Annotated in this window: 21 protein-coding genes; 9 read left to right on the forward strand and 12 right to left on the reverse strand. The window is 68.3% G+C overall.

What is annotated here, in order from left to right; all coding sequences use genetic code 11:
* Positions 1-41 precede the first annotated feature (41 nt).
* Positions 42-1,688 (forward strand): acetolactate synthase large subunit, encoded by a 1,647-nt coding sequence (locus A5744_RS03095; protein WP_076058260.1) that lies wholly within the window; start codon positions 42-44, stop codon positions 1,686-1,688.
* Here the strand turns inward: A5744_RS03095 and A5744_RS03100 are convergent.
* The 4 genes from A5744_RS03100 to A5744_RS03115 all read right to left on the reverse strand — a co-directional run bounded on the left by A5744_RS03100 (position 1,631) and on the right by A5744_RS03115 (position 7,982).
* Positions 1,631-3,109: a lipase maturation factor family protein gene (locus A5744_RS03100; protein WP_076058262.1), complete on the reverse strand. Its 1,479-nt coding sequence runs from the start codon at positions 3,107-3,109 to the stop codon at positions 1,631-1,633. The genes A5744_RS03095 and A5744_RS03100 overlap by 58 nt on opposite strands.
* An 86-nt stretch (positions 3,110-3,195) precedes the next feature.
* A complete protein-coding gene (locus A5744_RS03105; protein WP_076058264.1) occupies positions 3,196-7,401 on the reverse strand; it encodes an alpha-(1->3)-arabinofuranosyltransferase in 4,206 nt (1,401 codons plus the stop codon).
* A 118-nt stretch (positions 7,402-7,519) separates the two neighbouring features.
* The gene (locus A5744_RS03110) at positions 7,520-7,693 is read right to left on the reverse strand and encodes a DUF2613 domain-containing protein (RefSeq protein ID WP_065443914.1); all 174 of its coding nucleotides are present in this window, start codon (positions 7,691-7,693) and stop codon (positions 7,520-7,522) included.
* Between the two features lie 91 nt (positions 7,694-7,784).
* Entirely contained in the window at positions 7,785-7,982 is a 198-nt protein-coding gene (locus tag A5744_RS03115; protein WP_076058265.1) for a DUF2613 domain-containing protein, read from the reverse strand.
* A gap of 111 nt (positions 7,983-8,093) precedes the next feature.
* On the opposite strand from A5744_RS03115, the gene A5744_RS03120 reads away from it, so the two are divergent.
* From A5744_RS03120 to A5744_RS03130, 3 genes are read left to right on the forward strand one after another with little or no spacing between them, the layout of a single operon-like run.
* Positions 8,094-9,227 carry a glycoside hydrolase family 3 N-terminal domain-containing protein gene (locus tag A5744_RS03120; protein ID WP_076058268.1) on the forward strand — a complete coding sequence of 378 codons (1,134 nt, stop codon included), beginning with the start codon at positions 8,094-8,096 and terminating at the stop codon, positions 9,225-9,227.
* A gap of 50 nt (positions 9,228-9,277) precedes the next feature.
* A complete protein-coding gene (locus A5744_RS03125) occupies positions 9,278-9,919 on the forward strand; it encodes a TetR/AcrR family transcriptional regulator (protein WP_076058269.1) in 642 nt (213 codons plus the stop codon).
* Between the two features lie 15 nt (positions 9,920-9,934).
* Complete coding sequence (locus A5744_RS03130) at positions 9,935-11,185, forward strand: chloride channel protein (RefSeq protein ID WP_076058271.1); 1,251 nt, start codon at positions 9,935-9,937, stop codon at positions 11,183-11,185.
* Here the strand turns inward: A5744_RS03130 and A5744_RS03135 are convergent.
* Positions 11,182-12,027, reverse strand: a complete 846-nt coding sequence (locus A5744_RS03135) for a MaoC/PaaZ C-terminal domain-containing protein (RefSeq protein WP_076058273.1) — start codon at positions 12,025-12,027, stop codon at positions 11,182-11,184. The two genes, A5744_RS03130 and A5744_RS03135, sit on opposite strands and share 4 nt — an antisense overlap.
* 16 nt (positions 12,028-12,043) lie before the next feature.
* Entirely contained in the window at positions 12,044-13,408 is a 1,365-nt protein-coding gene (locus tag A5744_RS03140; RefSeq protein ID WP_076058274.1) for a 3-oxoacyl-ACP reductase, read from the reverse strand.
* A 148-nt stretch (positions 13,409-13,556) separates the two neighbouring features.
* Between A5744_RS03140 and A5744_RS03145 the strand changes: the two genes are divergently transcribed.
* Positions 13,557-14,873 carry an acetyl-CoA C-acetyltransferase gene (locus A5744_RS03145; protein WP_076058276.1) on the forward strand — a complete coding sequence of 439 codons (1,317 nt, stop codon included), beginning with the start codon at positions 13,557-13,559 and terminating at the stop codon, positions 14,871-14,873.
* A 323-nt stretch (positions 14,874-15,196) separates the two neighbouring features.
* Here the strand turns inward: A5744_RS03145 and A5744_RS03150 are convergent, their stop codons facing one another.
* Entirely contained in the window at positions 15,197-17,032 is a 1,836-nt protein-coding gene (locus tag A5744_RS03150; RefSeq protein ID WP_076058278.1) for an acyl-CoA dehydrogenase, read from the reverse strand.
* Between the two features lie 193 nt (positions 17,033-17,225).
* Here A5744_RS03150 and A5744_RS03155 point away from each other — a divergent pair, with 193 nt between their 5' ends.
* On the forward strand, positions 17,226-18,245 hold the full coding sequence (locus A5744_RS03155; protein WP_076058280.1) for a 2-oxoglutarate and iron-dependent oxygenase domain-containing protein: 1,020 nt from the start codon (positions 17,226-17,228) through the stop codon (positions 18,243-18,245).
* Between the two features lie 39 nt (positions 18,246-18,284).
* The gene (locus tag A5744_RS03160) at positions 18,285-18,773 is read left to right on the forward strand and encodes a flavin reductase family protein (RefSeq protein WP_076058281.1); all 489 of its coding nucleotides are present in this window, start codon (positions 18,285-18,287) and stop codon (positions 18,771-18,773) included.
* 6 nt (positions 18,774-18,779) lie between these two features.
* Here the strand turns inward: A5744_RS03160 and A5744_RS03165 are convergent, their stop codons facing one another.
* From A5744_RS03165 to A5744_RS03180, 4 genes are all read right to left on the reverse strand, one after another.
* Positions 18,780-19,526 (reverse strand): succinate dehydrogenase/fumarate reductase iron-sulfur subunit, encoded by a 747-nt coding sequence (locus A5744_RS03165; RefSeq protein WP_076058283.1) that lies wholly within the window; start codon positions 19,524-19,526, stop codon positions 18,780-18,782.
* Positions 19,523-21,442, reverse strand: a complete 1,920-nt coding sequence (locus A5744_RS03170) for a fumarate reductase/succinate dehydrogenase flavoprotein subunit (protein WP_076058284.1) — start codon at positions 21,440-21,442, stop codon at positions 19,523-19,525. Before A5744_RS03170 ends, A5744_RS03165 begins: the two co-directional genes overlap by 4 nt.
* Before the next feature lie 40 nt (positions 21,443-21,482).
* Positions 21,483-22,310, reverse strand: a complete 828-nt coding sequence (locus A5744_RS03175) for a hypothetical protein (protein ID WP_076058287.1) — start codon at positions 22,308-22,310, stop codon at positions 21,483-21,485.
* A 78-nt stretch (positions 22,311-22,388) separates the two neighbouring features.
* Complete coding sequence (locus A5744_RS03180) at positions 22,389-22,694, reverse strand: hypothetical protein (RefSeq protein ID WP_076058289.1); 306 nt, start codon at positions 22,692-22,694, stop codon at positions 22,389-22,391.
* Positions 22,695-22,806: 112 nt separating this feature from the next.
* Between A5744_RS03180 and A5744_RS03185 the strand changes: the two genes are divergently transcribed.
* Positions 22,807-23,568 (forward strand): isocitrate lyase/phosphoenolpyruvate mutase family protein, encoded by a 762-nt coding sequence (locus tag A5744_RS03185; RefSeq protein ID WP_076058290.1) that lies wholly within the window; start codon positions 22,807-22,809, stop codon positions 23,566-23,568.
* A gap of 107 nt (positions 23,569-23,675) precedes the next feature.
* On the opposite strand, the gene A5744_RS03190 is transcribed toward A5744_RS03185, so the two are convergent.
* Entirely contained in the window at positions 23,676-24,116 is a 441-nt protein-coding gene (locus A5744_RS03190) for an Hsp20/alpha crystallin family protein (protein WP_076058375.1), read from the reverse strand.
* A gap of 215 nt (positions 24,117-24,331) precedes the next feature.
* Here A5744_RS03190 and nirB point away from each other — a divergent pair, with 215 nt between their 5' ends.
* Positions 24,332-26,899, forward strand: a complete 2,568-nt coding sequence (gene nirB, locus A5744_RS03195) for a nitrite reductase large subunit NirB (RefSeq protein WP_076058292.1) — start codon at positions 24,332-24,334, stop codon at positions 26,897-26,899.
* Positions 26,900-26,911: the final 12 nt, after the last annotated feature.

The following is a 26,911-nucleotide window of genomic DNA, read 5'->3' on the forward strand; positions in this document are numbered from 1 at the left end:
GCCGCGGTGCCGCCACTACTGTGGCCAAAGGGAGGTGCCGGATGATTAAAGCCGCCGAGCTGATGGTCAAGTGCCTGGAAAACGAGGGCGTTTCCGTGGTCTTCGGGCTACCGGGCGAGGAGAACATCCGCTTCGTGCAGGCGCTGGCCGCCTCGGACATCCGCTACGTGCTCACCCGGCACGAGCAGGCGGCCTCGTTCATGGCGGAGATGTACGGACGGGTCACCGGCCGCGCGGCGGTGGTGTCGTCCACCCTGGGTCCGGGCGCGATCAACATGCAGCTCGGGGTCGCCGACGCCACCACCAACAGCACCCCGATGGTCGCGATCTCCGCGCAGGTGGGCCAGGACCGCCAGTACAAGGAGTCGCACCAGTACGTCGACCTGGTGTCGATGTTCGCCCCGATCACCCGGTGGGCCGCCGGTATCCCGACCACACGCGCCATACCGGAGATGTTCCGCAAGGCGTTCAAGCTCGCCGAGGCCGAACGCCCCGCCGCCGTCTATCTGGCGGTGCCCGAACATATCGACGCCGACGACACCGACTACGACCTGACCCCGTTGCCGCGCAACGTCGTCCGCGCCGAGGCTCCGGCCTTCCGGCAGGTCGCGCGCGCGGTCGACATCCTGCGCGAGGCCAAGCGACCGGTGGTGTTGGCCGGGCATGGGGCGGCCCGCGGCGACGCGACGGCGGCCCTCGTGCGGTTCTCCGAGGAGTTCGGCATCCCGGTGGCCAACACCTTTCACGGCAAGGGCGTGATGCCCGACGACCATCCCAACAGCATCGGGACGCTGGGGTTCATGCGCCATGACTACGTCAACTTCGGGTTCGACAACGCCGACGTGGTCATAGCGGTCGGCTACGAGCTGCAGGAATTCGACCCGGTCCGGATCAACCCGAAGGCCGACAAGAAGATCATCCACATCCATCGTTTCCCGGCGGAGGTCGACGCGCACTATTCCGTCGACGTCGGGATCGTTGGCGACATCAGCGCCTCGCTCGACGCGCTGCGGGAGGCGCTTGGCGAACACCGCTTCGACGCCGACCCGGAGATACCCGGCTCCGGCCTGCTCGCCGAGGAATTCGCTCGGGGGCAACAGGATTCGCGTTATCCGCTGGCTCCGCAGCGGGTGGTCGCCGACACCCGCGCCGCGCTGGGCCGCAGCGACGTCGTCCTGGTGGACACCGGTGCCACCAAGATGTGGATGGCGCGGCTGTACCCGACGTTCGAATGCAACACGTGTTTGGTCTCAAACGGCTTGTCCACCATGAGTTTTGCGCTGCCCGGCGCGCTGGGTGTCAAGCTGGCGCGACCCGAGTGCAAGGTGCTGGCCGTCGTGGGCGACGGCGCGTTCATGATGAGCTCGCAGGAGATCGAGACCGCCGTTCGGGAGCGGATACCGCTGGTGGTGTTGATTTGGGAGGACGGCGGTTACGGCCTCATCGAATGGAAGATGGACCTCGAACTCGGTGAGCATCACTACGTGAGGTTTACCAACCCCGACATCGTCACCTACGCGGAAAGCTTCGGCGCCAAGGGATATCAGATCAAGAGTGCGGATGAACTGTTGCCGACGCTGAGGGCGGCGCTGGACGACGACGGCGTGTCGCTGATCAATTGCCCGGTCGACTACTCGGAGAACCTGCGGTTGACCGACCGGCTCGGCGAGCTGGACGAAACGCTGTGATCTAGCGCCATGGGCCGGACGTAGCCACCGATCAGCGCGCGATGCCACCATGCCCGGTCGCGGTGCAGCTCGGCCCACGTCGTGAAGCGGTACTGGTAGAGCTGCGCGCGCACATACGTGGGTGCTGACTCGGGGAAAGGGTTGCGCCGCAACAAACGCAGCGTCGGTCGATCGTTGCGCAGCAGCCGCTGCAGCAGGGGCGTCAGCCACTGGTGGGCGTAGCCGGGTGAGATGGCGGCGAACCACATCAGCCAGTCCAACCGCAGGTGATACGGCGCCCACTGCCCGGGCAGCCGTCGTACGGAACCGGGCTTGCCCTTGAATTCGTATTCCTTCCAGACGGTGTTCGGGGTAAGCCGCTCATCTTGGGTTCCTTCGATCACCACCTCGCGGCGCACGCGACCGATGCTGCCGAAGGCGCCGTAGGTGTTCACCAAATGAAATGGGTTGAACGACATGTTCATTCGCTGATGCGACGACAGCATGTTGCGCACTGGCCAATACGTCATGAACAGCACCGCCGCGGTGAAGGCGACCACCAGGGCGGCGAACCACTGCGGCGTCGCCGACAGCGCCGGGCGCGCGGGCATCGGAAGCGCCGCCGCCACCGACGAATCGTCGACGGCGCTGAAAGCCAGGATGATCGTCACCCAGTTCAGCCACGCGAAGTTGCCCGATGCCACCAGCCACAGCTGGGTGACGACCACGATCGCCGCGGCGACGCTGGCCACCGGCTGCGGCGCGAACAACCCGAACGGCACCACGAGCTGGGCGAAATGGTTGCCCGCCACCTCGATCCGATGCAGCGGCCTGGGCAGGTGATGGAAGAACCAGCTCAACGGTCCCGGCATCGGCTGGGTTTCGTGGTGGTAGTACAGGCAGGTCAGATCGCGCCAGCACGGATCGCCGCGCATCTTGATCAGCCCGGCGCCGAACTCCACCCGGAACAGCAGCAAGCGCGCCATCCACAACGTCAGGATCGGCGGCGCGACGCGGTCGTTGCCGAGAAAGATCGCCAGGAAGCCGGTCTCCAGCAGCAGCGATTCCCAGCCGAACGAGTACCACGTCTGCCCGACATTGACGATGGAAAGGTAGAGCACCCACAGCGTCAGCCACATCAGCATCACCGCCCAGAGCGGCACCAGGTTGGCCGCGCCGGCAAGAATGGCCGCCGACAGCGCCGCACCGAACCACGAGACACCCGCGAACCACCGGTCGGAGTAGCGCAGATGGAAGATGCTCGGAGTCCGCCAGAACGTCTGCCCGGCCAAAAACCGGGGCACCGGCAGGATTCCGTGCTCGCCGATGAGGGCGCGGAACTGCAGGGCCGCCGCGAGGAACGCGATCAGATACAACGCCGCGGCGCCGCGCTCGAGCACCAGCCTGCCCAGCCAGTATTCGGGCGCGGAGATCCATCCCATGGCCGTAACTCCTCGGACGGTGGCGATTGCACCAACCCGCATATCCAGTCAACCAGCAGGTAAACCGGTAGCCAACTCCTTCGTCGTCATTCGTCGTGGCGCGGGGGTGTCCGATCGGGCAGGGCCACCACCGAGGCCGCAAGCACGCCAAGCGAAATCAGCGCCAGCACTTGCACATTCGCGGAATGACCGGCGTAGCCGCCGACCGACCGCCAGGGGTACCGGGACAGCTGGGCCCCGGCCAGGATCAGCCCGCCAGCGCTGAGCGCGACGGTCGCACCGTCGCGCCAGCGCGGCCGCTCACGCAGCGCATACCGCAGACCGAGCGCCGCCGCGGCGACGACCAGCCCGGCGGGCCCGGCGATCACCGTCCCCACGGCCAGCACCGCGACCCCCGCCCAGGGGCTTGGCCGCCACGGCGTCGCGGGCGGGTCGTCGTCGCGCCCCCGCCGCGTGCGCCACAACGCGAGCGCGGCCAGCAGCGGCAGCAGCGCCAGCCCCACCGCCAGCCCGGCCCGGTACAGCGAGTTGGTGGCGAAGGTCAGCGTGATGGTGCCGGGGTCACCCGCCGGCACCACCCAGCCCTGCTGCCACCCGTTGACGGCGACGGGCGTCAGCCGGGCCCCGGTGCCGGTGCGCGCCACCCAGCCGGGGTTGATGCTCTCGGGAATGACCAGCACCCGTGCGGTGGCCGACGCGGGAGCCCGTACCTCGCGCCGGTCGGGACCCCACGCCCCGGTCTGGGCGGGAACCGGGTAGGCGCTGGGCATTTCGGCGGCCGCCGGGGTCATCAGCTGGGCCCCGTCCACCACGAATTGATCCCCGGGGCTGATCAACAGCTCCTGTTGGCCCGCGGGCAGCGCGATCGGATCGCGTTCGCAGGGCATCGCCTCGACCGGCTCGCCGTCCAGAACGGCGCCGGCGGTGGTGCGGATCGAGGTGTGTACGAACCGCCCCGCGACGGCGATGACCGGGCCGTGGTCACAGCCGACGGTGATCTCGCGCGATCGGTTGCGGGCGGCGTCGGCGGGCGCGATCGGGTTGCCGTCGGTGCCGAGCACCGCCACCTCGGCCAGGCCCGGCGGCTTGAGCTGATCGAAGCCCAGGGCGTTGCGGTCGATGACGTCTTCCCAGTCCAGCAGGCTGATGGTGACGGTGTCGGTCAGGCGCGGTTTCAGCGACAGGGACTGCGGCTCACCCGGCTTGAGCGCCCGGACCTGCGGGCCGTCGCCCAGATTGACGGCCAGCATCGTCGGGTGCGCCGGCAGCGCCGACCGGCTGGGGGCCACGCGCAACCCCGCCACCTCGGTGGGATGCGGCAGTGTGACGGTCAGCGTCGGCGGCGACTTGTGTTGCACCACCCGCTGCGGCGCCGTCCACGCGGTGGCCGGGTCGCCGTCGGTGGCGGCAAACGCCGAGCCGAGGACGTCCACCGCGTCCGAATCACCTTGGGCCCGAGTGGTATTCGGCTCGGCGACCAGATCGGCCAGCTTGGGACCCTGCCGCGGCCGCACCCACACCGTCGGCGTCACCGACACCGGGGCGGCGACGGTCAGGGTGCGGCTGAAATTGACCGGCTCCTCCGGCGTCAGCGCCATCGACGCCGCGCAGCGCACGCCGTCGGGCGCCTGGGCGCAGCCCGGCCTGCCGAGCAGTTCCGATCCCAGGTCCCAGCCCGCGATCGCCGAACCCGGCGGTGGGCCGGGCACCTGGACGGTGTGCCGCAGGCTGACCTGATGGGCGAATCCCGAAGCGTCGTATTGGGTGATCGACAGGTCGGTGATGCCGAACTGCACGCCGGGGGACCCGTCGTCGGTGCCGGCGGCGGTGACCCGCACCCACGGGGTTTCGCCGTAGGGCAGCGCCGCCGCGAGCGGCTTGCCGGGTTCGTCGAACCGCAGCGTGGTGCTGCCGTTGGCGGTCTCGACCAGGATGCGGCGGACCTGGGCGCCGACGGCCGTCGCGCTCGGCGTGATGGTGATGGCGCCGTTGGCCACCGGGTGATCGAAGTCCACCTGCAGCCACTGCCCCACGGCCGACTGCAGCGCGTTGGACACCCACGCGGTCCCGGAGTCGCCGTCGATCGCGGCGGCGGGGGAGGTTGCCGGCGCGACGTCGGGCATCGCGGTGGAGTCCGACGACGAACTCGACACGGTGATGCGGCCGCCGGTCCAGGCCCCGAACACCGGGTCGGCGCCGGGCACGGGGTAATCGGGCACCCGGTTGAAGGTGTGCCGCGCGTCGCCGGGTGCCCGGATCGCCGACGAATGCTGGTCGACGCGGCCGTAGTCGGTCTCGCGGGCCACCGGGGTGTCGGTGATGGTGACCAGGGGCGCCGCCAGCCCGGCTCCCCGGGCGTCCTTCAAATCAGATGTCATGAGCACCGGACCCAGCGGCGGCCGGCTCAGCAGCCGTCGCCGCTCGTCGAGGCGCAGCAGCGCTTCGGGGCCGCCGTCGACCCGGGCCAGCCGATCCGCGTCGGCGAAGTAGGGCGCGCCGGGAGCGCCGGCGCCCGCGACGCGGTAGATCTCCACGGCCGGGTACCGCGGCCGCAGCCCGCTGTCGGCAACGAACCCGGCGAGCGTGCCGGGCCCCACCGGCTCGCCGAACTGTGCCACCTTCTGCAGCCCCGGCGAGCCCTCGACGGCGCGGTGCACCAGGATGGGGCGCGCCGAGCGCGACGTCTCGGGATCCAGGTCGTTGCGCAGCACCACATACGAAATGCCTTGGCGGGCAAGGGTATCGGCCAGGCCCGCCGACGGGCGTCCGGCGGCGAACAGGCGTTGCACCGAATCAAGCGCCCGGATGGTCTGTGGCGGTGTCAACGGGATGGAGTCGCGCACCCCCCACGGGCTGCTGCCGAGCACCTGCAGCGGCTCGTCGTGGCTGGTGCCCCACACCTGGGTGGCGAATGGCGCCCCCGGGGCAACCAGCACCCGCCCCGGGGCCGGCGAACCCGAATTGTGTTCGCTGAGCCAGTCGGCGGCCTCCTGCCAGTACCGGGGTATCGCGCTGAAGGTGCCCGGCGGGGCCAGCCGGCCCGTCCATGCCAGCGAGGTGCTGACCGCCAGGGCGGTCAGGATCACCACCGTCGCGGCGACCCGCTTGTCGCGCTCGGGGTGGGCGAACGCCCGCAGCCACACGGGCAACGGCGCGCTGCCGGGCAGCGGTATCCGGCCCAGCAACTGCGCGATGCCCAGCGCGACGGGGATCCGGATCACCACGTCCAGCTTGTGCACGTTGCGCAGGGGCGCGCCGGCGGCGTCCAAGAATGCCTGCACCTGGTGGGCCACCGGTGAGCCCAGCCCGCCGCTGTAGCCGACGGCCATCAGCGCCACGCCGACCAACAGCATGGTGACCAGCCGTCCCCGCGCCGGCATCGCCGGGCTGGCCAGCCCGGCCAGCCCCGCCGCGGCGACGAGGCAGGTGCCCAGGATGGCCGCCGACCCGGTCACCAGCGGCGCGCCCGCGGTGGCGGTCGGCGCCACGAACGGGGTCCAGCTCTCGGTGCCGCGCAGCATCTCCACCAGCGACGACCATTGCGTGGTCACGCCGGACGATTCGATGAAGTCCAGGAACGGGGGGCTGACGCTGCGCAGCAGCCCCAGCGCCACCACCCACCACAGCATCGCCAGGGACAAGGCCAGCAACCACCACGCCGTGTAGCGCCACCACAATCGGTTCGGCCGGTGACAGGCCCACCAGATCACCGCGGGCAGGCAACCGGCCAGCGTCGCGATCGCGTTGACCGCTCCCATCAACGCGACGGCCAGGCCCGCCTGGGCGGCCAGCGCCCGAACCGAGCGGCCGGACGACCCCCGCAGCGCCAAGATGGTGGGCAGCAACACCCACGGCGCCAGCATCATCGGCAGGGTTTCCGACGAGATCGACCCGAGGGTGGTCAGGACGCGCGGGGACAGCGCGAACGCCGCCGCACCGATCAGCCGTGCCGTCGGGCTGCCGATGCCCAGCGTCTCGGCGACCCGCAGCAGCCCCCAGAAGCCGACCGTCAGCAGCAGCGCCCACCACAGCCGTTGGGTCGCCCATCCGGGCAACCCCAGGAAGTGGCCGACCAAAAAGAACGTGCCGTGCGGAAACAGGTAGCCGTAGGCCTGGTTCTGCGCCTGGCCGAAGGGCAGGTCGCTGTTCCACAAGTTGGTCGCCCGGGCCAGAAAGCGCAGCGGGTTGGCGGTGAGGTCGAGTTTGGTGTCGGGGGACACCTGCCCCGGGGATTGGGCGAAGGTCAGCGCCAGCGCGATCGCGGAGACTAACGCCAACCACCGGCGCGACAGCGGCGCCGCCGACGAGCCCGACGCCGTTTCCGGGGGCTCCGCGAGTGCCGAACCCGCCGCCGCAGAGTCCGATGGCGGCGACCCGCTGCGCCCGGCTTCGCCGCGCTTGCGATCGCCGCTAGCTACGGTTGCCGTACTCGACCCGGTTGAGCACTGACGACTGCGGATCGCCCCCGGGAAGTGGCGGCTTCGTGTCCTGTTGCACCATCAGCGTGATCCCGAAGATCGCGGCCGCGCCCAGCAGCAGTCCGACCACGACGCTCGCGGCGGCGGGCGCAATGATCCGGTTCATCGATGGCTCCTTGCTTCGCGGTCGGGACGGTGGGCAACCCAAACGTCAACCTAGCAGAAGCGCGGCCGCGGCCCCGGTGCCCGAGTCGTCCTCACGGCCACGGTATGCAATGCCCGTGCAAGCACCGGTCGCCGTAGTTCACCAGGTGCGGTGCGGACGGAGGTGGCGGGCCTTGCACGGGCGCCGCGCTGTGGTCGTGCACGGCGAGGGTGACGCCAACGGTCGCCGCGGCGCCGATCGAGAGGCCCGCCGCGATGCTGGCCGCGACGGCCAGTGTGAACCCGGTCATCGCTGGCTCCTCCCTGCCAGTCAACTGGGGTACCGGCCCCGTCGAAGGGCAACGTACCGCTGATGCCCCCTGACGTCGGAGATGAAACGCCGTTCGTGACAACATGTCCCGATGGCTTTTTCGCGCGTCCTGGCCGTGCTGGCCGCCATGACGGTACTGGCGGCCTGCGGCCACGGCCCCGCAGGGCACCCCTCGTCGACGGTCAGCAAGCCGGTGGCCGCTCCCGCGCCACCGGTGTGCGGCGACCCGACGACCGCGCTGTCGACCCGCGACAAGCTGGCACAGCTGCTGATGGTGGGCGTGCGGAACGCCGACGAGGCCCGGACCGTCGTCAACAACTCCCACGTCGGCGGCATCATCATCGGCGGCTGGACGGACCTGTCGATTTTCCAGGGCGGGCTGGCCGAGGTCGCCCGCAGCGCGGGGCCCCTCCCGCTTGCGGTGGGTGTCGACGAAGAAGGTGGCCGGGTCTCGCGGTTGAAGTCGCTGATCGGGGTGGCCCCCTCGGCCCGGCAGCTGGCGCAGACCATGACGGCGCAGCAAGTCCACGACCTGGAGTTGGACCGTGGCAAAAAGATGCGCGAGCTGGGCATCACCGTCGACTTCGCCCCAGTGGTCGACGTCACTGACGCCCCGGACGGCGTCATCGGTGACCGCTCGTTCAGCGCCGATCCCGGCACGGTCACCGCGTACGCCGGGGCCTACGCGCAGGGTCTGCGGGACGCCGGACTGCTGCCGGTGCTCAAGCATTTCCCCGGCCACGGGCACGGCTCGGGTGACTCACACAAGGGCGGCGTCGTCACGCCGCCGCTCAGCGACCTGGAGGCCAACGACCTGGTGCCCTACCGGACGCTGGTGAGTCAGCTCCCGGTCGCAGTCATGATCGGTCACCTGCAGGTTCCCGGGCTGACCGGCGACGACCCGGCGAGCCTGAGCCGGGCCGCGGTGCAGCTGCTGCGCACCGGCACCGGCTACGGCGCGCCGCCCTTCAATGGGCCGGTGTTCAGCGACGACCTGTCCAGCATGGCCGCGATCTCCGATCGGTACGGCGTCTCCGACGCGGTGCTGCGCACCCTGCAGGCGGGCACCGACGTCGCGCTGTGGGTGAGCATCGAAGAGGTGCCCGCAGTCCTGGACCGGCTCGAGAAGGCAGTGGCCGCAGGCGAATTGACGATGCCGGCCGTGGACGAGTCGCTCCAGCGGGTGGCGACGATGAAGGGCCCCAATAAGGCGTGCGGCCACTAGCGCGCCACGGCATCGTTACTCTGGAGTCAGAGGGCTAGAGAGGGTTAGCGATGGCAGGTGGGACCAAGCGGTTACCGCGTGCCGTCCGCGAACAGCAGATGCTCGACGCCGCCGTGCAGATGTTCTCGGTCAACGGCTACCACGAGACTTCAATGGACGCCATCGCCGCCGAGGCGGAGATCTCCAAGCCGATGCTGTACCTGTATTACGGCTCCAAGGAGGACTTGTTCGGCGCGTGCCTGGACCGCGAGCTGAGCCGGTTCATCGACGCGGTGCGCGCCGACATCGACTTCACGCAAAACCCAAGGGACATGCTGCGCAACACGATCGGGGCGTTCCTGCGCTACATCGACGCCAATCGGGCGTCGTGGATCGTGATGTACACCCAGGCCATCAGCTCGCAGGCGTTCGCGCATACCGTGCGCGAGGGACGCGAGCAGATCATCGAGCTGGTGGCCGGGCTGGTGCAGGCCGGCAGTCGCGCCCCACGACCGGACACCGACTACCAGATGATGGCGGTGGCGCTGGTGGGCGCGGGCGAAGCGATGGCCAACCGGCTGTCCACCGGCGACATCGACGTCGACGAGGCGGCCCAGCTGATGATCGACCTGTTCTGGCACGGCCTGCGCGGCGGGCCCGAGGGCCGCGAAGCCGCCGCCGAGGCGGGCGGCTCAAACGCCGCGGCCGGCTAGACATACATTCGTGCGGTGGCCGAACCCCTGCGCCGCCGCAACCTCGAGTTCTTTTGCGCGGTGGTCATCGTCGGCCTGCTCGCCGGGTTCGCCGGACTGGCGACGACGGAGGTGTTGCGCTTCGTCGAGCACGTCACCTACCACTACAGCTTCGGCACGCTGCTGGCCGGCATCACGGGCAGCAGCCCCGTTCGCCGCGCGGTGGGGCCGATGGTCGGCGGCGTGCTGGCGGCCGTCGGCTGGTGGATCCTGCGGCGCCGAAGCGACGTGCCACCGCTGGCGGAAACCATTGCGGGCGGCGGCCGGATTCCGCGCCTGTCGTGGAGCGTCGATGCCATGCTGCAGGTGCTGCTGGTCGGCTCCGGGGCATCCCTCGGCCGGGAGGGAGCACCACGCCAATTTGCCGCTGCCCTAGGCGATTTGGGCACCGAGTGGCTGAGGCGGCTGTCGGCGCGCGACCGCGAGATCCTGCTGGCGTGCGCGGCCGGCGCGGGGCTGGGTGCGGTGTACGCCGTCCCGCTGGCCGGCGCGCTGTTCTCGGCGCGGATCATGCTCAACACCTGGCATCCGCGAGCGGTGGGCGCGGCGCTGCTGTCGTCCAGCCTCGCGGTCGCGATCGGCTCGGCCCTCACCGGCGACCAACCCGACCTCAAGTGGCCGGTCGGCGAGTCGACGTATCTCGTGACCGCGCACGGGCTGGCGTTGGCGCCGCTGGCCATGGTGGTTGGGCTGGCGTTCAACCGGCTCATGGCCGCCGCGCGCCCGGCCCGCCTGATGCGGACCTGGGTGCTGATCCCCGCCCTCGCCGTCGCGGGCCTGGCGACGGGCATCTGCTCGCACTGGTGGCCCGAGCTGCCCGGCAACGGCCGCAGCATCCTGACGGTCAGCCTGGCCAGCGGGATGACGCTGTCGGCGGCCGCCGTCATCCTGGTCCTGAAGCCGCTGCTGACCGCGCTGTACCTGCGCGCCGGCGGCGCCGGCGGAATGCTCACTCCGTCGCTGGCGACCGGCGCGGCGGCGGGGGCGGTCCTGGTTCTGGCGGTCAATTGGCTGGCCGGGACGCACCTGCATGTGCCGGCGGTGTCGCTGAGCGGCGCCGCGGGCGTGCTCGCGGTTACCCAGGGCTCACCGATCTGGGCCGCGATCTTCGTCTGGGAACTCGCGCGGCCCCCGCTCTGGCTGTTCCTCGTTTTCCTGCTGACCGCCTGCGGCGCGCACGGGCTGAAAGTGCTTGTGTTAGGCCGCGGTTCGACGCACCCGGGCTAGAGCGCGCGGACCGTCCCGGTCAGGTGCGGGTAGCCCTTGGCGATGTTGCGCAGCGAAAGATCCCAGCCGCCGTCGTCGCCCCTGTCGATGTAGAGTCCCGCGGTGGCGGGCAGCAGCACCGGCTTGCCGAACCGTACGGAGTACGTGACGGCCTCGGGAAGCATGCCTTCGATGTTGGCCAAGACCGCTGCGGCAGTGAACATCCCGTGCGCGATGACCGTCCGAAATCCGAACAGCTTGGCCGCGATCGGATTGGTGTGAATCGGATTGTGATCCCCGCCGACGACGGCATAGCGCCGGATCTGGCCCGGGGTAATCCGCAGCACCGTGCTCGGCGGGGGCAGCTTGGGCTGCTTCTGCGGCGGCGGCTTGGGCTCGTCGGACAGGCTGGTGCGCTGCTGGTGCAGGAAGGTCGTCACCTGATGCCACGCGGTCTCGTTGCCGACGCTGACGTCGGTCACCAGGTCGACCAGCAAGCCCTTGCGGTGCTCGCGGAGGTTCTCGGCGTGCACGCGCACGCCCACCGTATCGGTGACCGCGATCGGCCGGTACTGCGTGATCTGGTTCTCGGTGTGCACCGATCCCATTGCGGCGAAAGGGAAGTCGAACCCGGTCACCAGCGACATCATGGCGGGAAAGGTCAGCGCGAACGGATAGGTCAGCGACACGTTGTTGCCGTAGCGCAGGCCGGCGAGCGACGCATACTCGGCCACGTTGGTCTGGTCGATCGCCAGTTCCTCGACGGTCACCGTCCGGCTGGGCAACTGGTCGGAGCGGGGCACCAACGGTAGCGCCCCGGCCGCGGCGCGCAGCAGGTTCTTCAGGCCGCTTGGCTGATTCATCGCGTTCCCCTCGAACCTATGCGCCCAGCATCGCCTGGCCGCAGACCCGAATCACGTTGCCGGTCACCGCGTTTGACGCCGGGCTGGCGAAGTAGGCGATGGTCTCGGCGACGTCGACGGGCTGGCCGCCCTGCAGCAGCGAGTTCATCCGGCGGCCCACCTCGCGGGTGGCCAGCGGGATGGCGGCCGTCATCTGGGTTTCGATGAATCCGGGTGCGACGGCGTTGATCGTGATGCCCTTGTCGTAGAGTCCCGGAGCCAGCGCCTGGGTGAGCCCGATCATGCCAGCCTTCGTGGTGGCATAGTTCGTCTGCCCGCGGTTCCCCGCGATGCCGGCCATCGACGACAGGCCGATCACCCGCCCGCCTTCGCCGATGCTGCCGTTGCCGATCAGCCCTTCGGTAAGCCGTTGCGGGGCAAGAAGATTGACGGCCAGGACGGCGTCCCAGCGGGCATCGTCCATGTTGGCCAACAGCTTGTCGCGGGTGATCCCGGCGTTGTTGACCAAGATGTCGGCGTGCCCGGCGTAGTGGTCGCGCAGGTGCTCGGTGATCTTGTCGACCGCGTCGTCGGCGGTGACATCGAGCCACAGCGCGGTGCCCCCGACCCGGCTGGCGGTTTCGGCGAGGGCCTCCGCGGCGGACTCCACGTCGATCGCGACCACACGGGCGCCGTCGCGGGCGAACACCTCGGCAATGCAGGCGCCGATGCCCCGCGCCGCGCCGGTCACGATGGCGACCTTGCCGTCCAGCGGCCGGTCCCAGTCGGCAGGTGGGGTGGAGTCGGCCGCGCCGACGTAGAAGACCTGCCCGTCGACGTAGGCCGACTTGGCCGACAGCAGGAACCGCAGCGTGGATTCCAGGCCCGTCGCGGCCGGCTTCGCGTCCGGCGATAGGTACACCAGCGCGACCGTCGTTCCGTTGCGGACCTCCTTGCTCAGCGAGCGGGTGAAGCCCTCCAGGGCGCGCTGCGCGATCCGCTCGTCGGTGCTTGCCGCCAGGTCGGGTGTGGTGCCGACAACCACGACGCGCGCGCAGTGACCCAGGTTGCGCAGCAGAGGGGTGAAGAAGTCGTGCAGCGCCTTGAGTCCGGCCGGCGTAGTGATTCCGGTGGCGTCGAAAACCAGCCCGCCGAACTGGTCGGCCCAGCGGCCGCCCAGGTTGTTGCCAACCAGGTCGTAGTCGCGTTCCAGCGCCGCCCGCAGCGGCTCGACCACTCTGCCCGCACCCCCGATCAGCAGGGATCCGGTCAGCGGCGGATCACCGGCGGCGTACCGGCGCAGGGGCTCGGGTTGCGGCACGCCGAGTTGCTTCGCCACAAACGATCCGGGTCCGGAATTGACGATCTGCGAGAACAGATCGGACGAACGATTGGGAGCCACTGAGCTGCCTTCCGCTTTCTTTTTAGGTCGACCAGTGCCGTCTAGGCCAACGGTATCGAGGACGAACTTACTGCAGAGTAAGGAGGGTAAGAACAGTGGGTAGGATGGCCCTAAATGGCCGACCCCAAACTGATAACCGGAGATAAACGTGGCCTCTGCAAGCTCTGAATCCAACCCCGCCAGGCGGAAAGTCGCCGTGCTTGGCGGCAATCGCATCCCGTTCGCGCGATCGGACGGCGCCTACGCCGAGGCGTCCAACCAGGACATGTTCACCGCCGCCCTGGGCGGGCTGGTGGACCGGTTCGGGCTGGGCGGCCAGCGGCTGGGCGTGGTGGTCGGCGGCGCGGTGCTCAAGCACAGCCGCGACTTCAACCTGACCCGCGAATGCGTGCTTGGTTCGGAGCTGTCGTCGTACACCCCCGCGTTCGATGTGCAGCAGGCTTGCGGTACCGGCCTGCAGGCGGCGATCGCCGCCGCCGACGGCATCGCGGCGGGCCGATACGACGTCGCCGCCGCCGGCGGCGTGGACACCACCTCCGACCCGCCGATCGGCCTGGGCGACAACCTCCGTCGCACTCTGCTGAAGTTGCGCCGGTCCAAGTCCAACGTCCAGCGGCTGAAGCTGGTGGGCACGCTGCCGGCCACCCTCGGCATCGAAATCCCCGCCAACAGCGAGCCGCGCACCGGGCTGTCGATGGGCGAGCACGCCGCCATCACCGCCAAGCAAATGGGGATCAAGCGCGTCGACCAGGACGAGCTCGCGGTCGCCAGCCATCGCAAAATGGCCGACGCCTACGACCGCGGTTTCTTCGACGACCTCGTCACACCGTTCCTGGGGCTGTACCGCGACGACAACCTGCGGCCCGAGGCCAACGTGGAGAAGCTGGCCACGCTGCGGCCGGTTTTCGGCGTCAAGGCCGGAGACGCGACGATGACGGCGGGCAATTCGACCCCGCTGACCGACGGCGCCTCGGTGGCCCTGCTGGCCAGCGAACAGTGGGCCGAGGAACATTCGCTGGCCCCGCTGGCCTACCTGGTGGACGCCGAGACCGCCGCCGTCGACTATGTCAACGGGCGCGACGGCCTGCTGATGGCACCGACGTACGCGGTGCCGCGGCTGCTGGCGAGAAACGGTCTCAGCCTGCAGGACTTCGACTTCTACGAAATCCATGAGGCGTTCGCCTCGGTGGTGCTGACGCATCTGGCCGCGTGGGAGTCCGAGGAGTACTGCAAGGAGCGGCTGGGCCTGGACGCCGCGCTGGGGTCAATCGATCGCTCGAAGCTCAATGTCAACGGCTCGTCGCTGGCCGCGGGACACCCGTTCGCGGCGACCGGGGGGCGGATTCTCGCCCAGGCGGCCAAGCAGCTCGCCGAGAAGAAGGCGGACGGCGGCGGGCCGGCGCGGGCGCTGATTTCGATCTGTGCGGCCGGCGGACAGGGCGTGGCCGCGATTCTGGAGGCCTGACCGCGCTAAACCGGCGCCCCGGCCCCAGCGCGCCTGCCAGGGCAAATGATTTTCGTCACAGTCGGTTAGTAACGCAATCGCCTGGGTATCCGATGTGCCGGATAACCCCGTGTTGTGGTCTGACCCCCCGACCCCGACGGCAACACGGGGTATCCCATAGGCGACCGCCGGTCAGAGACGTACGACGGGCGTACGAGAAGGGCCGCCGCTGGAGTGAGGGGATCCAGCGGCGGCCTTTTTCGTGCGCCCGGGCGACCCCGGACACCCGCAAACACAGGGTCCCCCGCTTCGCTGTGCAAACGGGGGACCCTGTTGGAAGCGACCTAGAAGGCGGCCTCGTCGAGCTCCATGATGTCGTTGTCCAGCGTCTCGATCACCTCGCGGGTGCTGGCCAACAGCGGTAGGAAGTTCTTCGCGAAGAACGCGGCCACCGCGATCTTGCCCTCGTAGAAGGACCGGTCCGCACCGCTGGCGCCGGCGTCGAGCGCGGCCAGGGCCACCGCGGCGTGCCGCTGCAGCAACCAGCCGATGATCAGGTCACCGACGCTCATCAGGAACCGCACCGAGCCCAGGCCCACCTTGTAGAGGCTGGTGACGTCCTCCTGCGCGGCCATCAGGTAGCCGGTGAGGCTGGCCGCCATCGCCTGGACGTCGGCCAGGGCCTTGCCCAGTAGCTCGCGCTCGGTCTTCAGGCGCCCGTTGCCGGACTCGCTGTCGACGAACTTCTGGATCTCGGCCGACACGTGGGCCAGCGCCACACCCTTGTCGCGGACGATCTTGCGGAAGAAGAAGTCCTGCGCCTGGATGGCGGTGGTGCCCTCGTAGAGGGAGTCGATCTTGGCGTCGCGGATGTACTGCTCGATCGGGTAGTCCTGCAGGAAGCCGGACCCACCGAACGTCTGCAGGCTCTCGGTCAGCTTCGCGTAGGCCTGCTCGGAGCCCACACCCTTGACCACCGGCAGCATCAGATCGTTGATCTTGACGGCCAACTCGGCGTCCACGCCGTGCAGAGCCTCGGCGACCGCCGCGTCCTGGAACGTCGCGGTGTAGAGGTACAGCGCACGCAGACCCTCGGCGTAAGCCTTCTGGGTCATCAGCGAGCGGCGCACGTCGGGGTGATGCGTGATGGTCACGCGCGGCGCGGTCTTGTCGGTCATCTGGGTCAGATCGGCGCCCTGCACGCGCGATTTGGCGTACTCCAGCGCGTTGAGGTAACCGGTCGACAGGGTGGCGATCGCCTTGGTGCCGACCATCATCCGGGCCTGCTCGATGACCTCGAACATCTGCGCGATGCCGTTGTGCACCTCGCCGACCAGCCAGCCCTTGGCGGGCACGTCGTGCTGGCCCAGCGACAGTTCACAGGTCGCGGAAACCTTCAGACCCATCTTGTGCTCGACGTTGGTGACGAAGACGCCGTTACGCTCGCCGATCTCACCGGTCTCGAAGTCGAACAGGAACTTGGGCACGAAGAACAGCGACAGGCCCTTGGTGCCGGGGCCGGCGCCCTCGGGGCGGGCCAGCACCAGGTGGAAGATGTTCTCGAACAGGTCGCCGGAGTCACCTGAGGTGATGAAGCGCTTGACGCCCTCGATGTGCCAGGAGCCGTCGTCCTGCTGGATGGCCTTGGTCCGTCCAGCGCCCACGTCCGAGCCGGCGTCCGGCTCGGTGAGCACCATGGTCGATCCCCAGCCACGCTCGGCGGCGATCACGGCCCACTTCTTCTGCTCCTCGGTGCCGAGGTGGTAGAGGATCTGCGCGAAACCCGCGCCGCCGGCGTACATCCAGACCGCCGGGTTGGCGCCCAACAGGTGCTCGTGCAGCGCCCACAGCAGCGGCTTAGGCAGCGGGGTGCCGCCGAGGGCCTCGTCGAGGCCGACCTTGTCCCAACCGGCTTCCAGAACGGCATGGACCGACTTCTTGAAGGATTCCGGCAGCGTCACGGAGTGCGTCGCGGGGTCGAAAACGGGCGGGTTGCGGTCGCCCTCGACGAAGGATTCCGCGATGGGCCCCTCGGCCAGCCGGCTGATCTCGTTGAGCATTTCCTGGGCGGTTTCGGCGTCGATGTCGCCGTACTCGCCTTGGCCTAATGCCTGGTCAACGCCCAACACTTCGAACAGGTTGAATACCTGGTCACGGACGTTGCTCTTGTAGTGGCTCACTACTCTCCTCCTCGTTGAGAATTGCCACGTTGTGGTTGGGTACTTGGGCTTAAGTTACCCACCAGTAACACAGCCAAACTATAGCGGTCGGGCGGCCCTATGCAAGCGAGTGTGAGCTAGATTTCACCATCTAATTAACCAACTGGTTGGGCAGCGTTGCGGTGCCCCTTCTACCTGCGGTTATGGTGGACGGATGACTGGTGTGGGGCGCGCCACGGCGGTGCCCGTGGTGGACCTGCGACACACTTCCGGCCAACTTCGCAGCAGCCTGCGCGAGGCCGCCCACGAGGTGGGGTTCTTCTATCTGCTCGGCCACGGTGTGCCGCAGGCGTTGGCACGCCGCGTGCTCGACGCCGCCCGCAAGCTGTTCGCGCTGCCGCAGGTCGACAAAGACGCCGTGGCGATGGTCCACAGCCCGCATTTCCGCGGCTACACCCGGCTGGGCGGCGAGCTGACCCGCGGCGAGGTGGACTGGCGCGAGCAGATCGACATCGGGCCTGAACGCCCGTCGATCGGGGGACCGGAGAAGCCGGACTACCTATGGTTGCAGGGCCCGAACCAGTGGCCCGCCGGGCTGCCCGAGTTGCCCGGAATCGTCGACGAGTGGGACGCCGCACTCTCCTCGGTCGCGCGCACGCTGCTCCGGCACTGGGCCGCCTCGCTGGGCAGCCCGCCGGATGCGTTCGAGGCGGCCTTCGCCGAAACACCGGCCACGCTGATCAAGATCATCCGCTACCCGGCCCGCGCGTCCAGCCCGCAGGGCGTGGGCGCGCACCGAGACGCCGGGGTGCTGACGCTGCTGCTGGCCGAGCCGGGCAGCGCGGGCTTGCAGGTGCGGCGCGCCCGGGGACGCGACGACGGCTGGATCGACGTGCCACCACTCGAGGGTGCGTTCATCGTCAACATCGGCGAGCTGCTCGAGGTCGCCACCGGGGGCTACCTGCGCGCCACCGAGCACCGGGTCAGTCTGCGCGGGGCGGCGGCCGAGCGGATCTCGGTGCCGTTCTTCTTCAATCCGCGACTCGACGCGCAGATACCGGTGCTGTCGCTACCCGCCGACCTCGCGGCGCGCACCGACGCGCGCTGGTCCCCAAGCGCGGACCCGTCGGATCCGATCTTCGCTGTTTACGGCCGCAACGCGTGGAAGAGCAGACTGCGGGCGCACCCGGATGTGGCTGACGCGCACGGATACTCGTCCAGTAGGGTCGGATAGGAGAAATCCGTCGTCGGCTCGAGGGGCGAATCAACTCCGGTGAACTCAACGAAGAAGCTGACCCCGTCCTCACTCCGTGAGGCCTTCGGACATTTTCCGTCCGGTGTGGTGGCGATTGCCGCCGAGATCAACGGAACCCGGGAAGGGCTGGCGGCCAGCACCTTTGTTCCCGTCTCGCTGGACCCGCCGCTGGTGTCGTTCTGTGTGCAGAACACGTCGACGACGTGGCCCAAGCTCAAGGACCTGCCGATGCTGGGCATCAGCGTGCTCGGTGAGGCCCATGACGAAGCCGCGCGCGCCCTGGCCGCCAAGACCGGCGACAGGTTCGCGGGACTGGAGACGGTGTCCACCACCACCGGCGCGGTCTTCATCAAGGGCACCGGGCTGTGGCTGGAGAGCGCAATCGAGCAGATGATCCCGGCCGGGGATCACACCATCGTGGTGCTGCGCGTCAGCGAGGTGACGGTGGATGCCGACGTGGCGCCGATTGTGTTCCACCGCAGCGGGTTCCGGCGTCTCGGCGCCTGAAACCGCTCAGCGGCGAAACAGCTTGTTGCCCAACCACACCACGGGGTCGTACTTGCGGTCGGCGACGCGTTCCTTCATCGGGATCAGCGCGTTGTCGGTGATCTTGATGTTCTCCGGGCAGACCTCGGTGCAGCACTTGGTGATGTTGCAGTAGCCCAAACCGTGCTCCTGCTGGGCGTCGTTGCGCCGGTCCCGGGTGTCCAGCGGATGCATCTCCAGCTCGGCAATGCGCATCAGGAAGCGCGGCCCGGCGAACGCCTTCTTGTTTTCTTCGTGGTCGCGGACCACGTGGCAGACGTTCTGGCACAGAAAGCATTCGATGCACTTGCGGAATTCCTGCGAGCGCTGCACGTCGACTTGCGCCATGCGGTACTCGCCGGGCTGCAGTTCCTTGGGTGGCGTGAAAGACGGGATCTCGCGCGCCTTTTCGTAGTTGAACGAGACATCGGTGACCAGATCGCGAATCACCGGAAAGGTCCGCAGCGGTGTGACGGTCACGATCTCGTCCTCGGCGAACGTGGACATCCGGGTCATGCACATCAGCCGCGGCATGCCGTTGATCTCCGCCGAGCAGGAACCGCACTTGCCCGCCTTGCAATTCCACCGCACCGCGAGGTCGGGGGTCTGCGTCTGCTGCAGGCGATGGATGATGTCGAGCACCACCTCGCCCTCGTTGACCTCGACAGTGAAGTCCTGCAGGTCGCCGCCGGCCTCGTCGCCGCGCCACACCCGCATGGTCGCGTTGTAGGTCATTCGCCTCTCCGTCCTGGGTGCTCGGCCAGCTCGTCGTCGGTGAAGTATTTCTCCAGCTCGGAGATCTCGAAGAGCTCCAGCAGATCGGCGCGCATCGGCACCTGGTCTTCGCGGGTGATCTCGACGTCGGGAACGACGGCATCGCCGCCGGCCGCACGGCAGACCAGCAACACCTTGCGCCACGACGCGTCCATCGACGGGTGATCATCGCGGGTGTGCCCGCCGCGGCTCTCGGTGCGCGCCAGCGCGGCCTTCGCGACACACTCGCTGACCAGCAGCATGTTGCGCAGATCGAGGGCCAGGTTCCAGCCCGGGTTGTACTGGCGATGGCCTTCCACGTGGATGTTCTTGAACCGCTTGCGCAGCTTGTCGAGCCGCTCGAGGGCCTGGGAGATTTCGTCCGCCTTGCGGATGATGCCCACCAGGTCGTTCATCGACTGCTGCAGTTCGAGCTGCAGCGTGTAGGGGTTCTCGGCGGTGTCGCCGTTCGTCGGTCCCTCGAAGGGGGCGAGCGCCCGTTTCGCCGCGGCGTCGATGGCCTCCTCGGAGACGGCCGGGCGGTGGCTCAGCGCCCGCGCGTAGTCCGCGGCGCCGAGGCCGGCGCGGCGGCCGAACACCAACAGGTCCGACAGCGAATTGCCGCCCAGCCGGTTGGAGCCGTGCATGCCGCCGGAACACTCGCCGGCGGCGAACAGCCCGGGGACCGTGGCCGCGCCGGTGTCGGCGTCGACCTCGACACCGCCCATCACGTAGTGACAGGTCGGCCCGACTTCCATTGGCTCCCTGGTGATGTCGACCCCGGCCAGCTCCTTGAACTGGTGATACATCGACGGCAGCCGCCGCTTAATCTCCTCGGGTGTGAGCCGGGAGGCGATGTCGAGGTAAACCCCGCCGTGCGGGGTGCCGCGGCCGGCTTTGACCTCCGAGTTGATCGCGCGCGCGACCTCGTCACGGGGCAATAGGTCCGGGGTGCGACGGGCCGAGTCGTTGTCCTTGAGCCACTGGTCGGCCTCTTGCTCGGTTTCGGCGTATTGGCCCTTGAACACCGGCGGGATGTATTCGAACATGAACCGCTTGCCGTCGGAGCTCTTCAGCACGCCGCCGTCACCGCGGACGCCTTCGGTGACCAGGATCCCCTTCACGCTCGGCGGCCACACCATGCCCGTCGGGTGGAATTGCACGAACTCCATGTTGATCAGCGACGCGCCGGCCCGCAGCGCCAGCGCGTGCCCGTCACCGGTGTACTCCCAGGAGTTCGAGGTCACCTTGAACGACTTGCCGATTCCGCCGGTGGCCAGCACCACGGCCGGGGCCTCGAACACGACGAACTTTCCACTTTCGCGCCAGTAGCCGAAGGCTCCGGAGATCACGTCGCCGTCTTTGAGTAGCTCGGTGATCGTGCACTCGGCGAACACCCGGATGCGCGCCTCGTAGTCGCCGAGTTCGGCGTAATCCTCCTGCTGCAGCGAGACGATCTTCTGCTGCATCGTGCGGATCAGCTCCAGGCCGGTGCGGTCGCCGACGTGTGCCAGGCGGGGGTAGGTGTGGCCGCCGAAGTTGCGCTGGCTGATCTTTCCGTCCTTAGTGCGGTCGAACAGCGCGCCATAGGTCTCCAGCTCCCAGACCCGGTCCGGTGCCTCCTTGGCGTGCAGCTCTGCCATCCGCCAGTTGTTGAGGAACTTCCCGCCGCGCATGGTGTCGCCGAAGTGGGTCTTCCAATTGTCCTTGGGGTTGGTGTTGCCCATGGACGCCGCGCAGCCACCCTCGGCCATCACCGTGTGGGCCTTGCCGAACAGGGATTTGGACACCACCGCGACCTTGAGGCCACGCTCGCGCGCCTCGATGACGGCACGCAAACCAGCGCCGCCGGCACCAATGACGACGACGTCGTAGTTGTGCCGTTCGACCTCAGCCATGAAAACCCTCGCTCAGTCTAGTAATCAGCGAATTGGCTTTTCAGCCAACAAATCTCAAGTCGGTGATGGTGCCGCTGGCCACCAGCGCGATGTAGAAATCGGTGAGCATCAGCGTGCCCAGCGTGATCCAGGCGTACATCTTGTGTCGGGTGTTGATGCGGCTGACCTGGGTCCAGATCCAATACCGCACAGGGTTTTTGGAGAAGTGCTTGAGTCGCCCGCCGGTCACGTGCCGGCACGAGTGGCAGGACAGCGTGTAGATCCACAGCATGATGACGTTGCCGACCAGGATGACGTTGCCCAGCCCGAAGCCGAAGCCGTGCGGGCCGGATTCGGACTGGAACGCGACGATCGCGTCGTAGGAGTTGATCACCGAGATGATGGCGGCGACATAGAAGAAGTACCGGTGGCTGTTCTGAATGATCAGCGGCAATCTGGTCTCGCCGGTGTAGTGGACGCGCGGCTCGGCCACCGCGCAGGAGGTGGGCGACTGCCACACCGAGCGGTAGTAGGCGCCGCGGTAGTAGTAACAGGTCAGCCTGAACAGCAGCAGGAACGGCAGTGACATCGCCGCGTACGGCACGAACCACCAGTTCGGCAGGAACTGCGGCCAGAACTCGCTGGCCGCACCGCAGGCCTTGCTCATGCACGGCGAGTAGAACGGCGTCAGGTAGTGGTACTGCGGGACAAAGAAGTAGTTCTTCTGCAACCCGCGCGCTATCGCGTAGATGAGGAATGCGGCGAAGCCCAGGTCGACCCGCAGTGGCGACATCCACCACCGGTCGGTGCGTAGGGTCCGTTGCTCGATCTGGGCGCGCGTGGGTGAAAAGACACCCGACGCAGGACGGTTCGCCGTGGGTGCGCTCATCTAGTGTTCCTCTTCGAACGGGCTGTTGGTCGAAGGGTACACAGACAGAGCCCTCCCTTTTACGGGGGGCTTGGGTTGTCAGGACCTGCTGTGACCCCCGACACCCTCGTCGTCGACATCGCGCCAGAAGTCGGTGTCGTACTGGGTGTCGGGAATGGTGATCTTCTCGCCGGACTGCTGCACCGTGGCGCGAGCCAAATCCAATTCGGAGACGTCGGTATCGAGCAGTTCGATGTCGGACAGGATCCGGTCGGCGTCGATCACGATGCGCCGCAGCGCCGGGCTGTCGCCGTAGCGCGCCTTCAAGGAGCTCACGCACCGCCGCAAACTGCCGATGAGGTCGTGAAGTTCGGCGAGTTCGGTGGTGTCAGCGGGGCTCGACAACGGATCTCCTAGTGCGGACGAGTGTTACGGATCACAGTACGCTCCCGATACTATCCACCCCGCCGACCGCACGTGAGGCAGGTCACCCCGCACGCCCTAGGGGGCAAACACCATGACAGGTCAGACCGCACTGGCGCGGCGCGCCGGCGCGCTGCTCGAACTGCATCGGCCGGGCAACCCGGTCATCCTTCCGACCGTGTGGGATGCCTGGTCCGCACGCCTCGCCACGGACGCGGGATTCGTCGCGCTGACCGTCGGCAGCCATCCGCTTGCGGATTCGATCGGCAAACCGGACGGCGAGGGCATGTCGTTCGACGACGTCCTGACCCGGGTCGCCCAGATCACCGCGGCCGTCGACGCCCCGGTATCGGTGGACATCGAGTCGGGCTACGGCCAGCCGGCCGGGCGCCTGATCGAGGGCCTGCTCAGCGTGGGCGCCGTCGGGCTGAACATCGAGGACACCGTGCACTCCGAGGGCAAGCGGTTGCGGTCGGCCGCCGAACACGCCGAACTGGTGGGCGCGCTGCGGTCGGCCGCCGACGCGGCCGGGGTCCATGTCGTGATCAACGCCCGCACCGATCTCTTCCTGCGCAGGGACGGCGACGACGCCGACCGCGTCGACAGGGCCGTGGCGCGGCTGACCGAGGCCGCCGCCGCGGGCGCCGATGTGCTCTACCCGGTGGGGCGGCACGACCCGGAGACGTTGCGGCGCTTGGCCACCGAGTTGCCGCTGCCGATCAACGCGATCGCGCTGCCCGATCAGGATGACCCGGCGTCGTTCGGCCCGCTGGGCGTCGGCCGGATCAGCTTCGGCCCGTTCCTGCAGGCCGCACTCGCCGGCAGGGCGCGCGAGCTGCTCGCCCGCTGGAGTTGACCGCAGAAACGGGAATCGTTGTCGGTCAAAGGTTTTGGTATTGGCCGAATGCAATGAATCCGGCGAAGCCGTTGCGGCCCCACCGGATTCACTCTTGATTTCCCGAATTACTTACTGATCGCGATGCGCTGTGCCTGGGCCCCCGCGTACGCGCCGGTGACCCGGACCGTCAGCACGCCGGCGTCGTAGGAAGCCGCGACGGCCTCGCTGGTGACGTGGCCGGGCAGCTGGAACGACCGGCGGAACGAACCGTAACGAATCTCACGCAAAGTGCGACCGTTCTCCTCCTCGGAGCGCTCGTCACGGTGTTCGCCATGGATAACCAGGCGGCCATTCTCCACCTCGACGTTGACGTCCTTGTCGACGTCGACGCCGGGCAGTTCCAGGCGCACCACCGCGTCGTCGCCCTCCTTGACGATCTCCGCGGCGGGCGTAAACCCAATGGTTACCGGCTTAAACCAGTCCGCCGTCGCGGCGGGACCGAAAAAGTCGCGCAGCCACCGGTCGGTGTCCCAGGCCGGTCGCGACCACAATGCGAGGTTACTCATGTCCGTCTCCTTGAGCTCTGTTGTGAGTTTGCTGTGACCGGCGCCTTGCCGGCCGGCTACTAGTACAAACATGAGTCGACGACGCTAAAGTTCCACCTGGCCGTTCGCCGTGCGAGAACACATTCACAGCCGCCCGTGTGAGGTGGTGAGGTGGCCGTCATACGAGTGTCACATTGGGCGACGTTTCCTTAATTTCTCGCTTCTACTCTCTTGGCATGGCTTCCGCCGGAACTCCGTCCGCACACTGTGCCGCCCGCCACATCATCGTGGTCGGGCACGGCATGGTGGGGCACCGTTTCGTCGAGGCGCTCCGCGCCCGCGACACCGACGGGTCTTGGCGGGTTACGGTTTTGGCCGAGGAGGGCGATGCGGCCTACGACCGTGTCGGCCTGACTTCGTACACCGAAAGCTGGGACCGCGCCCTGCTGGCCCTGCCCGGTAACGACTACGCCGGCGACGAGCGGGTGCGCCTGTTGCTGAACACCCGCGTCACCGAAATCGACCGCGCGACAAAGTCGGTGATCACCGCGGACGGCCAACGGCACAGCTACGACGCCTTGGTGCTGGCCACCGGCTCGTTCGCCTTCGTGCCGCCGGTGCCGGGTCACGACCTGCCCGCGTGCCACGTCTACCGCACTCTCGACGACCTCGACGCCATCCGCGCCGGCGCCGAGCGCGCCCGTGACAGCGCTCACAACCTGGCGGGCGTTGTGATCGGCGGCGGCCTGCTGGGACTCGAGGCCGCAAATGCGCTGCGCCAGTTCGGGTTGCAGACACACGTCATCGAGATGATGCCGCGACTGATGGCGCAACAAATCGACGAGGCCGGTGGCGCGCTGCTGGCCCGGATGATCACCGAGCTCGGGATCGCGGTGCACGTCGGCACGGGCACCGACTCGATCGAAAACATCCAGCATCCGGACGGCTCGACCTCCGTGCGGGTACGCCTGAGCGACGGCGACGTCATCGATGCTGGCCTGGTGATTTTCGCGGCCGGCATCCGGCCGCGCGACGAGTTGGCCCGGGCGGCCGGGCTGACGATCGCCGACCGGGGCGGCGTAATGACCGATTTATCTTGTCGTACAAGCGATCCCAACATATACGCCATCGGTGAGGTCGCCGCGATCGAGGGGCGCTGCTACGGCCTGGTGGGCCCCGGCTACACCTCCGCCGAGGTTGTGGTGGACCGGCTGCTGGACGGCGCCGCGGAGTTTCCCGATGCGGACCTGTCGACGAAGCTCAAGCTGCTGGGTGTCGACGTCGCCAGCTTCGGGGACGCGATGGGTACGACCGAGAATTGCCTCGAGGTCGCCATCAACGACGCGGTGAACCAGACGTACGCCAAGCTGGTGCTCTCCGACGATGCCAAGACCCTGCTGGGTGGGGTGCTGGTGGGCGATGCCTCGTCGTACGGGGTGCTGCGGCCGATGGTCGGCAGCGAGCTGCCCGGTGATCCGCTCGCGCTGATCGCGCCGGCGCAATCCGCCGGGGGCGCTTCGGCTTTGGGGGTTGGGGCGCTTCCGGACGCGGCGCAGATCTGCTCGTGCAACAACGTCACCAAGGGCGATCTGAAGTGCGCGATCGCGGACGGCTGCGCCGATGTTCCCTCGCTGAAGTCGTGCACCGCCGCCGGCACCTCGTGCGGGTCGTGCGTGCCGCTGCTCAAGCAGCTGTTGGAAGCCGAGGGCGTGGAACAGTCCAAGGCGCTGTGCGAACACTTCAGCCAGTCGCGGGCCGAACTCTTCGAGATCATTTCCGCCACCGAGATCAGGACCTTCTCGGGCCTGCTGGAGCGCTTCGGCCGCGGAAAGGGTTGCGACATCTGCAAGCCCGCGGTCGCATCCATCCTCGCTTCGACCGGCTCCGACCACATCCTCGACGGCGAGCAAGCATCGCTGCAGGATTCCAACGACCACTTCCTGGCCAACATTCAGAAGAACGGCAGCTACTCGGTGGTGCCGCGGGTCCCCGGCGGCGACATCAAGCCCGAGCATCTGATCCTGATCGGGCAGATCGCCCAGGACTTCGGGCTCTACACCAAGATCACCGGCGGGCAGCGCATCGATTTGTTCGGCGCCCGGGTGGATCAGCTGCCGCAGATCTGGAAGCGATTGGTCGACGGCGGCATGGAATCCGGCCATGCCTACGGGAAGGCGTTGCGCACGGTGAAGAGTTGCGTGGGCAGCGACTGGTGCCGTTACGGGCAGCAGGACTCGGTGCAGCTGGCCATCGACCTCGAGCTGCGCTACCGGGGTCTGCGGGCACCGCACAAGATCAAGCTCGGCGTCTCGGGTTGCGCGCGGGAGTGTGCCGAGGCGCGCAGCAAGGACGTCGGCGTCATCGCGACCGAGCAGGGGTGGAACCTCTACGTCGCCGGCAACGGCGGCATGACTCCCAGGCATGCGCAGCTGCTGGCCAGCGACCTCGACACCGAGACGCTGGTCCGCTACATCGACCGGTTCTTGATGTACTACATCCGCACCGCCGACCGGCTGCAGCGCACCGCGCCCTGGGTCGAATCGCTCGAAGGCGGGCTCGATCACGTGCGCGAGGTCGTCTGCGACGACTCGCTGGGCCTGGCCGAGGAATTCGAGGCCGCGATGGCGCGACACGTGCAGAACTACAAGTGCGAATGGAAGGGCGTGCTGGAGGACCCGGACAAGATGTCGCGGTTCGTGTCCTTCGTCAACGCCCCGGATGCCGTCGACTCGACGGTGGCGTTCACCGAGCGTGCCGGTCGCAAAGTACCTGTGCCTATTGGGATGCCGCGGGTCCGCGGGTGACGAGGGAGGAAT

The organism is Mycobacterium sp. IS-1264 (assembly GCF_001954195.1).
GTDB lineage: Bacteria > Actinomycetota > Actinomycetes > Mycobacteriales > Mycobacteriaceae > Mycobacterium.

What these genes read in the sequence shown, in the direction of transcription:
- A5744_RS03095 (WP_076058260.1), top strand. Translation starts at nt 42, where the DNA reads ATGATTAAAGCCGCCGAGCTGATGGTCAAGTGCCTGGAAAACGAGGGC.
- A5744_RS03100 (WP_076058262.1), bottom strand. Translation starts at nt 3,109, where the DNA reads ATGGGATGGATCTCCGCGCCCGAATACTGGCTGGGCAGGCTGGTGCTC.
- A5744_RS03110 (WP_065443914.1), bottom strand. Translation starts at nt 7,693, where the DNA reads ATGAACCGGATCATTGCGCCCGCCGCCGCGAGCGTCGTGGTCGGACTG.
- A5744_RS03115 (WP_076058265.1), bottom strand. Translation starts at nt 7,982, where the DNA reads ATGACCGGGTTCACACTGGCCGTCGCGGCCAGCATCGCGGCGGGCCTC.
- A5744_RS03120 (WP_076058268.1), top strand. Translation starts at nt 8,094, where the DNA reads ATGGCTTTTTCGCGCGTCCTGGCCGTGCTGGCCGCCATGACGGTACTG.
- A5744_RS03125 (WP_076058269.1), top strand. Translation starts at nt 9,278, where the DNA reads ATGGCAGGTGGGACCAAGCGGTTACCGCGTGCCGTCCGCGAACAGCAG.
- A5744_RS03135 (WP_076058273.1), bottom strand. Translation starts at nt 12,027, where the DNA reads ATGAATCAGCCAAGCGGCCTGAAGAACCTGCTGCGCGCCGCGGCCGGG.
- A5744_RS03155 (WP_076058280.1), top strand. Translation starts at nt 17,226, where the DNA reads ATGACTGGTGTGGGGCGCGCCACGGCGGTGCCCGTGGTGGACCTGCGA.
- A5744_RS03165 (WP_076058283.1), bottom strand. Translation starts at nt 19,526, where the DNA reads ATGACCTACAACGCGACCATGCGGGTGTGGCGCGGCGACGAGGCCGGC.
- A5744_RS03170 (WP_076058284.1), bottom strand. Translation starts at nt 21,442, where the DNA reads ATGGCTGAGGTCGAACGGCACAACTACGACGTCGTCGTCATTGGTGCC.
- A5744_RS03175 (WP_076058287.1), bottom strand. Translation starts at nt 22,310, where the DNA reads ATGAGCGCACCCACGGCGAACCGTCCTGCGTCGGGTGTCTTTTCACCC.
- A5744_RS03185 (WP_076058290.1), top strand. Translation starts at nt 22,807, where the DNA reads ATGACAGGTCAGACCGCACTGGCGCGGCGCGCCGGCGCGCTGCTCGAA.
- A5744_RS03190 (WP_076058375.1), bottom strand. Translation starts at nt 24,116, where the DNA reads ATGAGTAACCTCGCATTGTGGTCGCGACCGGCCTGGGACACCGACCGG.
- nirB (WP_076058292.1), top strand. Translation starts at nt 24,332, where the DNA reads ATGGCTTCCGCCGGAACTCCGTCCGCACACTGTGCCGCCCGCCACATC.